This is a genomic window from Kribbella flavida DSM 17836 (genome assembly GCF_000024345.1).
In the GTDB taxonomy this organism is placed as follows: Bacteria; Actinomycetota; Actinomycetes; order Propionibacteriales; family Kribbellaceae; genus Kribbella; species Kribbella flavida.
This window is the reverse complement of the sequence record NC_013729.1, coordinates 5,480,505-5,493,823: the sequence shown is the minus strand read 5'-3', so window position 1 is coordinate 5,493,823 and position 13,319 is coordinate 5,480,505. Positions and strand designations below refer to the sequence as shown.

Sequence of the window (13,319 nt, the reverse complement as noted above, 5' to 3'; positions counted from 1 at the left end):
CGATATCCGCGTGCCGTCACCCCGGTCCAGCAGCGGGGGTGACGGCATCGCATAGCCTGGGGCCATGAGCACCCCGTCCGAGAAGTACGCCCTTTTCCGCTCGGACCAGGAGCATCCCGCCGTCAAGGAGTTCCGGGCGCTCTACGACTTCGACCTGGACGAGTTCCAGCTGCGCGCCTGCGCGGCGCTGGAGGACGGCCACCAGGTGCTGGTCGCCGCGCCGACCGGGTCCGGCAAGACGCTGGTCGGCGAGTTCGCCGTGCACCTGGCGCTGCAGCGCGGGCAGAAGTGCTTCTACACCACCCCGATCAAGGCCCTGAGCAACCAGAAGTACGCCGACCTGGTCCGCCGCTACGGCCAGGACAAGGTCGGTCTGCTGACCGGGGACAACTCGATCAACTCCGAGGCGCCGATCGTGGTGATGACCACCGAGGTGCTGCGCAACATGCTGTACGCCGGGTCGCACACCCTGCTCGGCCTGTCGTACGTGGTGATGGACGAGGTGCACTACCTGGCCGACCGGGCCCGGGGCGCGGTCTGGGAGGAAGTGATCATCCACCTGCCGGACTCGGTCGCGGTCGTCTCGCTGTCGGCGACGGTGAGCAACGCCGAGGAGTTCGGCGACTGGCTGGAGACGGTCCGCGGCAACACGGTCGTGGTGCTGGAGGAGAAGCGGCCGGTGCCGCTGTTCCAGCACGTGATGGTCGGCAAGCGGCTGCACGACCTGTTCGCCGGCGAGGCGCCGACGGCCCGGGCCGGTGCCCCGGCGCTGTACGGCAACCCGTCGGGCAAGTCGAAGTCGGGCAACCCCGCCAAGTCCGGCAACCCGGCCAAGTCCGGCCCCCCGGCCTCGGCGGCGCCGGACCTGCGCGACCTGGTCAACCCGCAGCTGGTCCGGATCGCCCGCGAGGACAACCGGATCTTCCGCGACGACTCGCGCAAACCGCGCCGCCGCCGGGACCTGCCGAAGAACCGGCCGAGCAAGTCGCACTTCACGCCGTACCGGTCCGACGTGGTGGAGGAGCTGGACGCCGGGGCACTGCTGCCGGCGATCTACTTCATCTTCTCCCGCAAGGGCTGCGAGGACGCGATGCTGCAGTGCCTGCGATCCGGGCTGCGGCTGACCAAGCCGAGCGAGCGGGACGAGATCAAGCGGGTGCTCGCCGAGCGGACCGCGGACCTGCCGGACGAGGACCTCGGCGTGCTCGGCTACCACGACTTCGCCGAGGCGCTGAGCCGCGGCATCGCGGCCCACCACGCGGGCATGCTGGCGGCGTTCAAGGAGGTCGTCGAGGAACTGTTCGCGCGCGGTCTGATCAAGGTCGTGTTCGCCACCGAGACGCTTGCCCTCGGCATCAACATGCCGGCCCGCACGGTGGTGCTGGAGAAGCTGAGCAAGTGGAACGGCGAGGCGCACGTCGACATCACGCCGGGGGAGTACACCCAGCTCACCGGCCGGGCCGGCCGGCGCGGCATCGACGTCGAGGGACACGCCGTCGTGCTCTGGCAGCCCGGCTTCGACCCGCGCGCCGTGGCCGGCCTGGCCAGCACCCGGACGTACCCGCTGCGCTCGTCGTTCTCGCCGTCGTACAACATGGCGGTCAACCTGGTCCGTCAGGTCGGCCGCGGGCGGGCCCGCGACATGCTGGAGCTGTCGTTCGCGCAGTTCCAGTCCGACCAGGCCGTCGTCGGGCTGGCCCGGCAGGTGCAGCGCAACACCGAGGCGCTCGAGGGTTACAAGGAGTCGATCGACTGCCACCTCGGCGACTTCCTCTCCTACGCCGACCTGCGCCGGCGGATCGGTGAGCGCGAGTCGTCCGGCTCCAAGCGGCGCAAGCTGGACCGCCGGGCCGAGGCCCAGGAGTCGATCGAGAAGCTGCGGATCGGCGACATCATCCGGATCCCGGCCGGCCGCAGCGCCGGCTGGGCGCTGGTGCTCGACCCGGGCATGCGCTCGGAGCGGGAAGGGCCGCGGCCGACCGTGCTCACGCTGGACCGGCAGGTGCGCAAGCTGTCGATGATCGACTTCCCGGCGCCGGTCGAGGCGATCGGGTCGCTGCGGGTGCCGAAGAAGTTCAACGCCCGCAACCCGCAGCAGCGCCGCGACCTGGCCCAGGTGCTGCGGAACCGGACCGACATGCTCGGCGAGGACGGTCCGCCGTCCCGTAGCAAGGGCCGCGACGTGATCACGCATGCCGACGACCCGGAGCTGCAGGAGATGCGCGCCCAGCTCCGCGCCCACCCCTGCCACGGGTGCGCGGACCGCGAGGACCACGCCCGCTGGGCCGAGCGCTACTTCCGGCTCGACCGGGAGACCCGCGAGGTGCAGCGCAAGATCGAGCAGCGGACGAACACGATCGCCCGGCAGTTCGACCGGGTCTGCCAGGTGCTGGACGCGCTGCACTACCTGGACGGCGACAAGACGACGGAGGCCGGCGACCGGCTGGCCCGGATCTACACCGAGCTCGACCTGGTCGCGGCCGAGTGCCTGCGGCAAGGCGTGTTCGACGACCTGGACGTGCCGCAGCTCGCGGCCTGCCTGGCGGCGCTGGTGTACGAGTCGCGGTCCAAGGACGAGCCGACGTCGCCGCGGCTGCCGCAGGGCGACGTCCGGCACGCGCTGGAGCGGATGGGCTCCATCTGGCGCGACCTGTCCGCCCTGGAGCGGAACATGCGGGTCGACTTCCTGCGCTCGATGGATCTCGGCTTCTGCTGGGCCGCGTTCCGGTGGGCGTCGGGTGCGTCGCTCAGCGAGGTGCTGTACGAGTCGGACCTGGCGGCCGGCGACTTCGTCCGCTGGGTGAAGCAGCTGATCGACCTCACCGAGCAGGTCGCCGACGCGGCCGGCCCGACCCCGCTGCGCGCAACCGCCCGCGCGGTGACCGAGGAGATCCGCCGCGGCGTCATCTCGTACGCCTCGGTGGTGGACGAGCCCTGATCAGCAGCGCCGGACGGCGGCGGTGAAGGTCGTGTTGCTGGCGGTGGCGACGTAGTAGTCGGTGACGTAGGTGCCGTCGGTCAGCCGGTTCCAGACCGCGGTGGTGCCCACCTTGGAGCCGGACCGCTGGCAGGTGATCCACGCGAGCGACCCGCTGGGCAGTGTGCCCTTCGCCGAGTACGACGTACCGGGGCCGCTGCGTTTGGTCAGGGACGTGGTGGTCTGGTAGGCCTGCGAGCAACCGGGCACGGGGTAGGAGTACGTCGTGTTGGACGGCGTGCTGACGTAGTAGTCGGTGACGTACGCGCCTGAGGTCAGCTTGTTCCAGACGGTGGTGGTACCGACCTTCGGGCCGTAGGTCTGGCAGACGACGCGCAGGCTCGCGCCGGCGGCGTACGTCGCGACGACCGGGTAGCTGGTCGACGGTCCGCTGCGTGCGCTGAGCCTGGTCGTGGCCGAGTAGGCGAAGCCCACCGACCCCACCGGCGCGTCGAAGCGGTCGCTGTCGATGTTGAGCGTCACCCCGCCGTACGTCTCGTTGTGGTCGCCCCAGTACTGCTTGGCCCGCTGACCGGAAGCCCAGTAGGCGTTGTTCACCGTCGGCCAGTTGAACAGTCCGGTCTTCTTGTCCCACCGGGCGATCCACAGCGCGTCCGGCCGGGCGTACGCCGTGCTGTTGTAGACCTCGGCCAGATGCCGCGCTCCGCTGTCCTGGTGCGCGTAGACGGCGGACAGGTACCCGTGCCGGTGGAGCTCTTTCGTCCATGCGGACAGATAGCTCAGTACTGCGGCCCGGCAGCTGCTGTTGCCGAGGTCGTAGTGCTCCATGTCGCCGTAGATCGCACTACCACCGATCAGCCCGAGTGCTCTGGCCTTCGTGACCGCGTCCGCGGCGGATCCTCTGGCTTGCGAGGCCGCGGTCGCTGTCGAGCCGGACATCTTCAGCGCGGTCGTCCGGTGCGTGCAGGGCGCCTGCCAGCCCAGGTAGATCGGGATGAGCCGCCAGCCCATCTTCGTCACCGTGCTGACCCAGCCGGCCGTCAGTTGCGGTTGCTTGCAGCTCCGGTTCCCGCCGCCGATGTAGATGCCGACCGCCCGGTACGGCGACGCCTTCCACGCCGACATCTGCGCGACCGTCGGCGCCGTACAGGTGTCGAACGCCCAGCCGTTGTACCGGGTCGACGAGGCGCCCCCGGGGTACGCCACCACCGTCGCCGGCTCGGCCACCGCCGACCCGCTCGTCCCGACCAGCAGCGCCCCACTCACCAGCGCGCCGACCACCAGCAGAACCTTGCTCCGCAACACCGCCACCACTTCCCCGCTGCAGTCATCCACCAGCAGTACACGCCTGAAAGCCGCGCACGGCAATCCCCGGCTCAGCGCATCCCGTCGACCACGATCCTGACCGTCCGGCGCCTGGCGGCTCGCATCAGGCAGGATGTGGTGATCCGACCAGGAGGGGTGAGTCATGCCGGAGATCGTCGAGCGGGACGAACAGCCGTACGTCGCGGTGAAGGCGACCGTGCGGATGACCGAGATCGGGGCCTTCGCGGAGCGCGGTGACGAGGTGTTCGACTGGCTCGCGCAGCGGGGCGTCGAGCCGGCCGGGGCGGTCTTCTTCAAGTACGACGTGGTGGACATGGAGGCTGGCCTGGTGATCGAGCTGGGCGTGCCGGTGGCAGAGGCGCAGCAAGCCGATGGGGAGATCGTCGCGGGCGTGCTGCCGGCCGGGCGGTACGCCAGGGTCACTCACCACGGGCATCCGGACGGGCTGCTGCAGGTGACCGGCGACCTGCTGGCCTGGGCCGAGCAGGAGGGGCTGCAGTGGGACGCCGACGGCAACAACTGGGGGTGCCGGCTGGAGGTCTACCACTCCGACCCGGACGAGGTGCCGGACCTGAACGACTGGGACACCGAGCTGCTCTTCCGGCTGAAGGACTAGGACATGTCTGACCGTTCCCTGCGTGCTGCGCGGCACCCGGCACGGCACCTCGCCGCACTGGAGCAAAGGCCACGATGGAAAGACATCGAGGCCTTCACTCCAGCACGCCGAGCTACCGCACCGGGCACCTGCTCGCAACTGCAGGGAACGGTCAGACATGTCCTAGGCGTGCGGACTGCGCTGCGGAGGCGATGAGTGCCAACCGTTCTCGCTGGGCTCAGCCGGCTCGACCCCGAGCGGATCCGGCACGTCGCGTCGCCGCTGATCGAGCTTGGCTGTGCTCTGCACGTGCTGGCCGAGCCACGGCACCACGACCGCACCGAGTGGGCCGCCGAGCTGCGCGACCGGATGCCGCAGCAGCTGTGCGAGGAACTGACCGCCTGGACCTGGACGGTTCGCGCCGTCCGCGCCCGCTTCTTCGCGACCAGTCCGGCAACGGGCCTCCCGACCTGGCAGGACGAGTTGGCGACTCTCCGCGCCCGACCGCCGGAGGAACTCGCCGCTGAGCTCGTCCGGCCGTTGCGCGGTCGTCCGCTGAGCACCAGGACCACCGACACCGACGCTGTACGCCGCTGGGCACGTAGCCGGGGACAGGAGGTCGGAGCGCTGGTGGAGTCGCTGCTGACCGCTCCGGCCGAGCCGGTCGCCCGGTTCCTGGCACTGCTCGACGCCTGCTGGCACGAGTGGTTCGCGGAGGTGTGGAGCGAGTCCCGGGACCAGCTGGCCGCGCGAGGCCGGCAGGACCGGGACCTGGCCGCCCGGGACGGCGTGGCGGCGATGCTGCGAACGCTGGACGGCGCGGTCCACCCGCGGGACCCGGACAGCGTCGTCGTGCAGAAGGTGCAGAACAAGCGGATCGACGTCGCCGAGCGGTCCGTGCTGCTGGTACCGAGCAACTTCATCGCGCCGCACCTGTTTCTCGGCGAGGTGCCGGGGGAGCCGTTGACGGTGATCTACCCGGCCGCGGCCCAGCGGACCGGCGTACCGGCGGCTCAGGTGGTGCGGAGCCGGCTGGAGGCGCTGGCGGCGCCGGACCGGATGCAGGTGTGCCGTGCGGTAGCCAGCGAACCACGAACGGCCGGGGAGATCGCCACACTGTGGGGGCTCAACGCCACCCAGGTCACTCGCCATCTGCGCGCCCTGACCCGCGCCGGGCTGGTCACCGCGGAGCGGCAGGGCCGGTTCGTCGCGTACCGGCTGGACGAGCAGGTGGTGCGTCAGCTCGGCACAGACCTGCTCGATCTCGTGATGCGTTGACGGATTCCGTCAATCCACCGGCCGGGTGACGTCCGGCGCGGTTGGCTGATGGCCATGACTGCTTCCCTTGCGCCCGAGGTCCGCCGGCTGGTGGTCGCGACGCTGGTCAACACCTTCGGCAACGGCGTGTACGCCGCAGTGGGCGCGCTGTACCTGACCCGCGGGGCCGGGCTGTCGGTCGCCGAGGTCGGACTCGGCCTGACGGTGGCCGGACTGGTTGGGCTGCTCGCGAGCACGCCGCTCGGTGTCGTCGCCGACCGCCTCGGTCCGAACCGTGCGTACGTCGGCTTCCTGCTGCTGCAGGCGCTCACCATGACCGCGCTGACCCAGGTCGGCTCTCTCGCCCTGTACGTCGTGGTCGCGGCGGTCACCGCGATCGCTGACTCAGGCCAGCGGGGCGCGAAAGGTGCGCTGATCGCCGGACTGGTCCCGGCGGACCAGCGGGTGCGGACGCGGGCCCTGCTGCGGGTGACCACGAACATCGGCATGGGCGTCGGGATGGCGCTGGCCGGGATCGTGCTGGCGGTGGACCGGCGTGAGGTGTACGTGGTCGCCCTGCTCGCCAACGCCGCGACGTACCTGGTCACCGCCGCGCTCGTCCGCTGGCGGATGGCGCGCGTCGCGCCAGTGCCCTCGGCCGCCGGGCCGTCCGGTCTGGCAGCGCTGAGGGACCGGCCGTTCCTCGCCTTCGTGGCGCTGGACGGCCTGCTCAGCATGCACAACGCCATGGCGCAGGTGGCGATCCCGCTCTGGGTGGCGACCGCGACGGATGCGCCGACCTGGTTGGTGTCCGTCCTGCTGGTGGTCAACGCGGCCGCGGTGATCCTGCTGCAGATCCGGGTCGCGCGGGGAACCGAGCGGCTGGCCGGAGCGGCGCGAGCCGGTCGCCGGGCCGGACTGCTGCTGGCGCTCGCCTGTGCGGCACTGGCGATCACCGATGTCACGTCGGGAACACTGACGGTCGTTCTGCTGATCGTCGCGGCGCTGGTCCACGTGCTGGGCGAGATGCTGCAGTCGGCCGGTGGCTGGGGCATCAGCTTCGAGCTGGCGCCGCCCGGAGGACAGGGTCAGTACCAGGGCGCGTACGCGATGGGCCACCAGGTCGGCGACCTGCTCGCGCCGCTCGTGCTGACCGTCGTCGCGGTCAGCTGGGGCTGGCCGGGTTGGTTGCTGACGGCCACGATCTTCCTGGTGGCCGGGCTGCTGGTCCCGGTCAGCGTTCGCCGGCACCCCCGCTGGACGACCGAGCCGGCGCCAGTTCCGGCTTGAGCAGGTCGCGCAGCTCGCGGGCGGCCGCGAAGCCGGCGCGGTTGCCGCCGATCGTGCTGGCCGACGGCCCGTAGCCGACCAGATGGATGCGCGGGTCGAGCACTGTGCGGGTCCCGTCCATCCGGATCCCGCCGGACGGCTCGCGCAGGTGCAACGGTGCGAGGTGAGCGAGATCGGCCCGGAAGCCGGTCGCCCACAGGATCGCGTCCGCCTGCTGCGAGCGCCCGTCCGCCCAGACCACACCGTCGGGGGTGATGCGCTCGAACATCGGCAACCGTGTGTAGACCCCACGCTCGTACGCCGCCTGCTCCTGCTTGCGCAGCTGCAGCCCGGTCACGCTGACCACGCTGCGCGGCGGCAGCCCGGCCCGGACCCGTTGCTCGACCTTCGCGATGATCTTCCGCCCGAGCTCCGGACCGAACTCCCCGTCGGTCCGCCACTCCGGTGGCCGCCGGGTCACCCAGGTCGTCGACGCGACCTCCGAGATCTCGGCCAGCAGTTGCACCGCCGAGGCGCCGCCGCCGACCACGAGCACGTGCTGCCCGGTGAACTCCTCGGCGCCGTTGTAGTCCGAGGTGTGCAGCTGACGGCCGCGGAACGTCTCGATCCCGGGGTACCACGGCAGGAACGGCCGGTTCCACGTCCCGGTCGCGTTGACGATCGCGTCGGCGGTCCAGGTCCCGGCGTCGGTGCTCAGCGAGAACCGCCCGTCCAGCTCGCGCACGCTCTGCACCCCGACCGGTCGCACCACCGGCAGCCCGAACCGGGCCTCGTAGTCGGCGTAGTACCGCGGCACGAACTCGTTCGCCCGCTCGGCGCCGATGCTCGGCGGCACGTCCGCGCCCGGCAGGTTCGCGATCCCGTGCACGTCGTCCATGGTCAGCGAGTCCCACCGGTGCTGCCACGCGCCGCCCGGCGCCGGGTTCCGGTCCAGCACCACGACCTCGTCGTACGGCGTGAACCCCATCCGGACCAGGTGGTACGCCGCCGACAACCCGGCTTGCCCCGCTCCGATCACCACCACCCGGGTATCCACACCCACTGCAACGTCCCTGCCGACCACCCTCTTCCCGGTGGCCGGGGACGAAGAGCCCGGCGCTGCTGCGCCAGGCTCTTCGGACCCAAGGGCGGATCAGTCGAAGCTGTTGTCGATGCGGTGGTGGTAGCGCTGGCCGGCCTTGCCGCCGATCACCGCGGCGAGCAGGGTGACCACGAGCACCGCCGCGGCCAGGATCAGGCCGCCGGTGGTCAGGTCCTCGCCGGCGATCGGGATCGAGGGCAGGTCGACCCGGTCGAGCACGTCGTACTGCGAACCGGCCAGCGCGCCGATGCCGGCCACGATCAGGGTGACAGCGACGCCGATGCCCCAGACGCCGAAGCCCTGCCGGGCGCCGTCGAACCGGGCCAGCCGGCCGGCCACGTACCCGCCGTTGTAGTAGGCGATCGCGAGCACCAGGACCAGCAGGGCCCCGGAGACGATGCCGATCGTGCCGGCCTGCTCGTCGATCAGGCCCCGGTCGATGGTGACCGCGTAGTCGACCGCCGCGGCGATCGCGCTCACGATCGCGGTCAGCAGGACGGTCAGGCCGACCGCGATCAGCCAGCCGAAGAAGGCGGACCCGCCTTTGAAGCCCCGGTACGCCGGGTGCACCTCGCCGGTGACGGCGGTGTCGACGTCGGCGCGGTGAGCGGGCCGGTGGTCGTGGCCCGGGCCTTCTTCGACGACCGGTTCGGTGGCGGTGTGGTCGGCGGTGAACCGGTGGTGCCGGGTGTCGGTGTCGTCGCGGTAGTGCTGGACCATGGCAGTTCTCCTCACAAGGACGGCCCCGTAGCACTGAACCCGTACCCTGCGCGCGACGGGCGCATGCGCGCAGTCAGTTCCGGTCACCGTCGGTCAGGTCAGCAGGCTGTCGATCTTGTCGTGATAGCGCTGCCCGGCCTTGCCGCCCAGGACCGCGAAGACCAACGTGAGCAGGACGACCGCACCCGCGGTGACGAGTGCACCGGTCTCGAGGGTGCTGGTCGCCAAAGTGCCCGTACGCAAGGGCAGGTCCTCGCGCTCCACCTGCCCGAGCAGGTCGTACCAGACGTTCAGCATCCCGCTGACGCCCGCCAGGGGTATGAGGAACAGCACGGACAGCAGCCAGACTCCGAACCCCTGCCGCTTCCCGTCGAACCGGGCGAGCCGGCCGGCGACGTACCCACCGCTGTAGAAGGCGAGCGTCAGCACCAGCGTCCCCAGGATCGCGGCGATCAGCGCCATCTCGGCCGGCCGCTGCCGGGCGTCCACCTGGGTGTAGTCGAGCAGGTAGCTTCCGCCGCCGACGACCGCGGCCACCACGACGGCGAGCACCACCGTCATCGACAGCGCGACCAGCCAGCCGAAGAAGGCGGCCCCGATCTTGAACCCCCGGTACGACGGCCGCTGGTACTGCTCTTCCGGCTCGGGGTCGCCGTAGCTGTGAGCCACTTCTGATCTCCTCATGGTCAGCCTTGCGCTGGCTCTACCCGGGTCGGAAGTGGCTCATTCGTCGCGGCCGGCCTTGTTAACCAGTTCTTGTGCACTGTCCGGATAGCGGCGCGGCGTGAACACCAACGGGCCGGCCGGGCGATCGACCGACTGCGTCTGCGACGAGCCGATCAGCAGCAGGCACCGCATGTCGACCTGGGCCGGATCCAGCTCGCCGAGCGTGGTGATGGTGACCGACTCGCTCGCGCCGCCGACGTCGCGGCCGATCACCACCGGCGTACCGGGGGAGCGGTGCTCGAGCAGCAGGTCGCGGGTCGCCGCGACCTGCCAGGTGCGCGACTTCGAGGCCGGGTTGTAGATCGCGATGGCCAGGTCGGCGGCCGCGGCGGCGCCGAGCCGGGCGGCGATCACGTCCCAGGGCTTGAGCCGGTCGGACAGCGACAGCACGCAGTAGTCGTGACCGAGCGGGGCACCGGCCCGGCTGGCGACCGCCTGCGCAGCGGTCATCCCGGGCAGCACCCGCACGGTCAGATCGGCGTACTCCGGTTCGGCGGCGACCTCCGTCACCGCGCTGGCCATGGCGAAGACGCCCGGGTCGCCCGAGGAGACCACCACCACCCGGGACCCCTTGCGGGCCAGGTCGAGCGCGAACGCGGCCCGCTCGGACTCGACCTTGTTGTCCGAGCCGTGCTTGCGCTGCCGGGCCCGGTCGGGCAGCCGGTCGACGTACGGGCCGTAGCCGATCACGTCGTCGGCGGTCGCCAGCGCGGCCCGGACCTCCGGCGTCATCCACTCCGGACCCGCCGGGCCGAGGCCGACCACGGTGACCGACCCCGGCGTCGCCTCGGCGACGGCCGGAGCCTGGAACGCGGTGTTCATCGGGCTCGGCAGCAGGGCCAGCGAGAAGTACGGGACCGAGTCCGGATCGACGTCGGCCAGCCGGGCCGTGCGCTGCGCGTCGGTGGTCGCGCGTTCGACGTACCAGGCCTCGTCGGCGCGGCCGGCCAGCTCGAACGCCTCCCGGACGTTGCCGAAGGTGCGCCCGAGCTTCATCACCGCGGCGGCGTCGGTGGAGCGCAGCCGCTCGGCGAGCACATCCGGCGGCAGAGTGCCGGGCAGCACGGTGAGAATCTCGTCGCGCTCGCACAGCGGCCGGCCGAGCACGGCCGCGGCGGCGCTGACCGAGGTGACGCCCGGCACCACCTCGCACGGGTAGCGGTCGGCGAGTCGTTTGTGCATGTGCATGTAGGACCCGTAGAACAGCGGATCGCCCTCGGCGAGGACGACGACGTCGCGGCCCGCGTCCAGATGAGCCGCCAGCCGGGCGGCGCAGTCGGCGTAGAAGTCGTCCATCGCGCCCTGGTAGCCGCCTGGGTGGTCGGTGGTCTCGGTGGTCAGCGGGTAGACCAGGTGCTCCTCGACCTGCCCGTCCCGCAGGTACGGCGCGGCGACCGAACGGGCGATGCTCCGGCCGTGCCGCGCACTGTGGAACGCGATCACGTCGGCCGCGCCGATCAGCCGGGCGGCCTTCACGGTCACCAGTTCGGGGTCGCCCGGGCCGAGCCCGACACCCCACAGCCGGCCGCTCACTCGTCCTCGCTCGCGATCGCGTTGACGGCGGCGGCGGTGATCGCGCTGCCACCCCGGCGGCCGCGGACGACCAGGTACTCCAGGCCGAGGTCGTTGGCCGCGAGCGCGTCCTTGGACTCGGCGGCGCCGATGAAACCGACCGGGACACCGAGCACCGCGGCGGGCTTCGGGGCACCGGCGGCGATCAGCTCCAGCAGGCGGAACAGCGCGGTCGGAGCGTTGCCAACAGCAACTACCGAGCCCTCGAGCCGGTCGAGCCACAGCTCGAGCGCGGCGGCGCTGCGGGTGGTCCGCAGCGTCGCGGCGAGCGCGGGGACGGACGGATCGCTCAGCGTGCAGACGATCTCGTTGTCCGCGGGCAGCCGGCGCCGAGTGATGCCTGCGGCCACCATCGCGGCGTCGCAGAGCACCGGTGCGCCGTTGCGCAAGGCCTCCCGCGCCGCCTTGACGACGTTCGGGGACCAGGCCAGGTCGGCGACGAGATCGGTCATGCCGCAGGCGTGGATCATCCGGACGGCGACCTGCGCGACGTCCGCGGGCAGACCGTCGAGCGCGGCCTCGGCCCGGATCGTCGCGAACGACCGCCGGTAGATCTCCGCTCCGTCGGTCACGTACTCGTACTTGCTGCTCACCGCATCCTCATCACACTCTGCTCGGCGGTCGCGGCGGGGGAGCCGTCGACCGAGTACCCGTCGGCCACCGCGAGCACGTCCACGAAGTCTCCCGTGGGCTGCCCGCACCGCCGCTCACAACCGGACCAGTGCACCGGCCGGTGCCGGGCCGGCATCATCGCCGTCACCCGGCGGGCGTCCGCCCGCACGTCCGCCAACGCCTTGCCGCAGCCCGGCCGCCCCGCACAAGCGGTCACCCGGTTCCACGGCGACTCGGGATCCACCACCAACCCGGCCTGCGTCAGCCGGGCCTCGACCAGCGCTGCCGGTGTCTTGGCGCCGACCATCACCACCGACCGCCACGGCGTCACCCGCAACTCCTCAGCCTCCATCAGGGCCGCCGCCTGCGCCGGCGAGAGGCTGCCCAACGGCACGCCGACGACCAGCCCGTTCCCAGAAAGCCGCGTCCCCACCTGCACCGCCTTCCCGGTGGGCAAGCTGGAGGAGGGAGAAGCCGGCGAGTGCTGCAGGGCCGCCCGCAGCTGGGCGAGCACTGCGTCGGCGCCGTTCTCCAGTTCGGCGAGGCGCCAGGCGGAGGAGTGCTGGGCTTCTCGTTCGTCCAGGAAGGCCTCGGCGGCTCGCAGCATCGTGCTCGGTGCATCCGCTGGAGCAACGCGTACTCCGGTGTCGGTACCGGCGAGGACGAGGGCTGCCTGATCGGCCGCAAGCATACGGACGGCGACGTCGGCACCGCTGGTGGCGAGGTCGCCGCGGCCGTCGTCCAGGGCGAACAGGAAGCGGCCGGGAAGCTCAGCCAGACGCGGAGTCCCGCACAGCTGCTGGTCCAGGGCGACGGCCAGCGGCAGTACGTCGTACAGGCTGCTGGTGTCGAGGCCGGACAGTGGCGAGGCCAGGATGTTGCGGACGCGCTCGTGCGTGATCGAAGGCAGCAGGCCGGCGGCGTACAGGCGGTCGGAGAGCTCCTTCGGCGCCCCTGGCCGCAGCGCGCGGATCTGCAGGTTGCCGCGGGAGGTCAGTTCGAGATTGCCGTCACCGAGCTCAGCCGACGCCACCGCCAGCACCCGGAGCTGCGCAGCCGTCAGCATCCCGCCGGGCAGCCGCACCCGCGCCAGACCGCCATCGGCCGCCTGGTGAACGGCGAGCACCCCCGGACAACGGTCCGGTTGGCTCCTCTCAGCACTGCGCACAGCCGTGATGCTACGTGCCGCCCACCCCCTGTGT

11 protein-coding genes are annotated in these 13,319 nt (G+C 71.6%); 4 read left to right on the top strand and 7 right to left on the bottom strand.

Features of this window, described 5'->3' with window-relative positions:
* Positions 1-64: 64 nt before the first annotated feature.
* Positions 65-2,938, top strand: coding sequence for a DEAD/DEAH box helicase (locus KFLA_RS25245; protein WP_012922662.1), 2,874 nt, complete (start codon positions 65-67; stop codon positions 2,936-2,938).
* On the opposite strand, the gene KFLA_RS25240 is transcribed toward KFLA_RS25245, so the two are convergent.
* A complete protein-coding gene (locus KFLA_RS25240; protein WP_012922661.1) occupies positions 2,939-4,243 on the bottom strand; it encodes a glycoside hydrolase domain-containing protein in 1,305 nt (434 codons plus the stop codon).
* A gap of 163 nt (positions 4,244-4,406) precedes the next feature.
* Here KFLA_RS25240 and KFLA_RS25235 point away from each other — a divergent pair, with 163 nt between their 5' ends.
* The 3 genes from KFLA_RS25235 (at position 4,407) to KFLA_RS25225 (ending at position 7,406) form a co-directional block, all read left to right on the top strand.
* Complete coding sequence (locus tag KFLA_RS25235) at positions 4,407-4,880, top strand: GyrI-like domain-containing protein (protein WP_012922660.1); 474 nt, start codon at positions 4,407-4,409, stop codon at positions 4,878-4,880.
* A gap of 195 nt (positions 4,881-5,075) precedes the next feature.
* Positions 5,076-6,137 (top strand): ArsR/SmtB family transcription factor, encoded by a 1,062-nt coding sequence (locus KFLA_RS25230; RefSeq protein WP_012922659.1) that lies wholly within the window; start codon positions 5,076-5,078, stop codon positions 6,135-6,137.
* 54 nt (positions 6,138-6,191) lie between these two features.
* Positions 6,192-7,406: an MFS transporter gene (locus tag KFLA_RS25225; RefSeq protein ID WP_148256733.1), complete on the top strand. Its 1,215-nt coding sequence runs from the start codon at positions 6,192-6,194 to the stop codon at positions 7,404-7,406.
* Here KFLA_RS25225 and KFLA_RS25220 read toward each other — a convergent pair.
* The 6 genes from KFLA_RS25220 to cobG form a co-directional block, all read right to left on the bottom strand.
* Positions 7,351-8,448, bottom strand: a complete 1,098-nt coding sequence (locus KFLA_RS25220; protein WP_012922657.1) for an FAD-dependent oxidoreductase — start codon at positions 8,446-8,448, stop codon at positions 7,351-7,353. The two genes, KFLA_RS25225 and KFLA_RS25220, sit on opposite strands and share 56 nt — an antisense overlap.
* Positions 8,449-8,538: 90 nt before the next feature.
* Positions 8,539-9,207 (bottom strand): hypothetical protein, encoded by a 669-nt coding sequence (locus tag KFLA_RS25215; protein ID WP_012922656.1) that lies wholly within the window; start codon positions 9,205-9,207, stop codon positions 8,539-8,541.
* A gap of 93 nt (positions 9,208-9,300) precedes the next feature.
* Complete coding sequence (locus KFLA_RS25210) at positions 9,301-9,876, bottom strand: hypothetical protein (RefSeq protein WP_012922655.1); 576 nt, start codon at positions 9,874-9,876, stop codon at positions 9,301-9,303.
* Positions 9,877-9,930: 54 nt separating this feature from the next.
* The gene (locus KFLA_RS25205; protein ID WP_012922654.1) at positions 9,931-11,466 is read right to left on the bottom strand and encodes a precorrin-2 C(20)-methyltransferase; all 1,536 of its coding nucleotides are present in this window, start codon (positions 11,464-11,466) and stop codon (positions 9,931-9,933) included.
* Positions 11,463-12,098, bottom strand: coding sequence for a precorrin-8X methylmutase (locus tag KFLA_RS25200; RefSeq protein WP_012922653.1), 636 nt, complete (start codon positions 12,096-12,098; stop codon positions 11,463-11,465). The genes KFLA_RS25205 and KFLA_RS25200 overlap by 4 nt, the downstream gene beginning before the upstream one ends.
* Positions 12,095-13,285: a precorrin-3B synthase gene (gene cobG, locus KFLA_RS25195; protein WP_012922652.1), complete on the bottom strand. Its 1,191-nt coding sequence runs from the start codon at positions 13,283-13,285 to the stop codon at positions 12,095-12,097. Before cobG ends, KFLA_RS25200 begins: the two co-directional genes overlap by 4 nt.
* Positions 13,286-13,319 lie beyond the last annotated feature (34 nt).

Bases quoted from the DNA above. Each gene is read 5' to 3' on its own strand.
- KFLA_RS25245 (WP_012922662.1), top strand. From the start codon at position 65: ATGAGCACCCCGTCCGAGAAGTACGCCCTTTTCCGCTCGGACCAGGAG.
- KFLA_RS25235 (WP_012922660.1), top strand. From the start codon at position 4,407: ATGCCGGAGATCGTCGAGCGGGACGAACAGCCGTACGTCGCGGTGAAG.
- KFLA_RS25225 (WP_148256733.1), top strand. From the start codon at position 6,192: ATGACTGCTTCCCTTGCGCCCGAGGTCCGCCGGCTGGTGGTCGCGACG.
- KFLA_RS25215 (WP_012922656.1), bottom strand. From the start codon at position 9,207: ATGGTCCAGCACTACCGCGACGACACCGACACCCGGCACCACCGGTTC.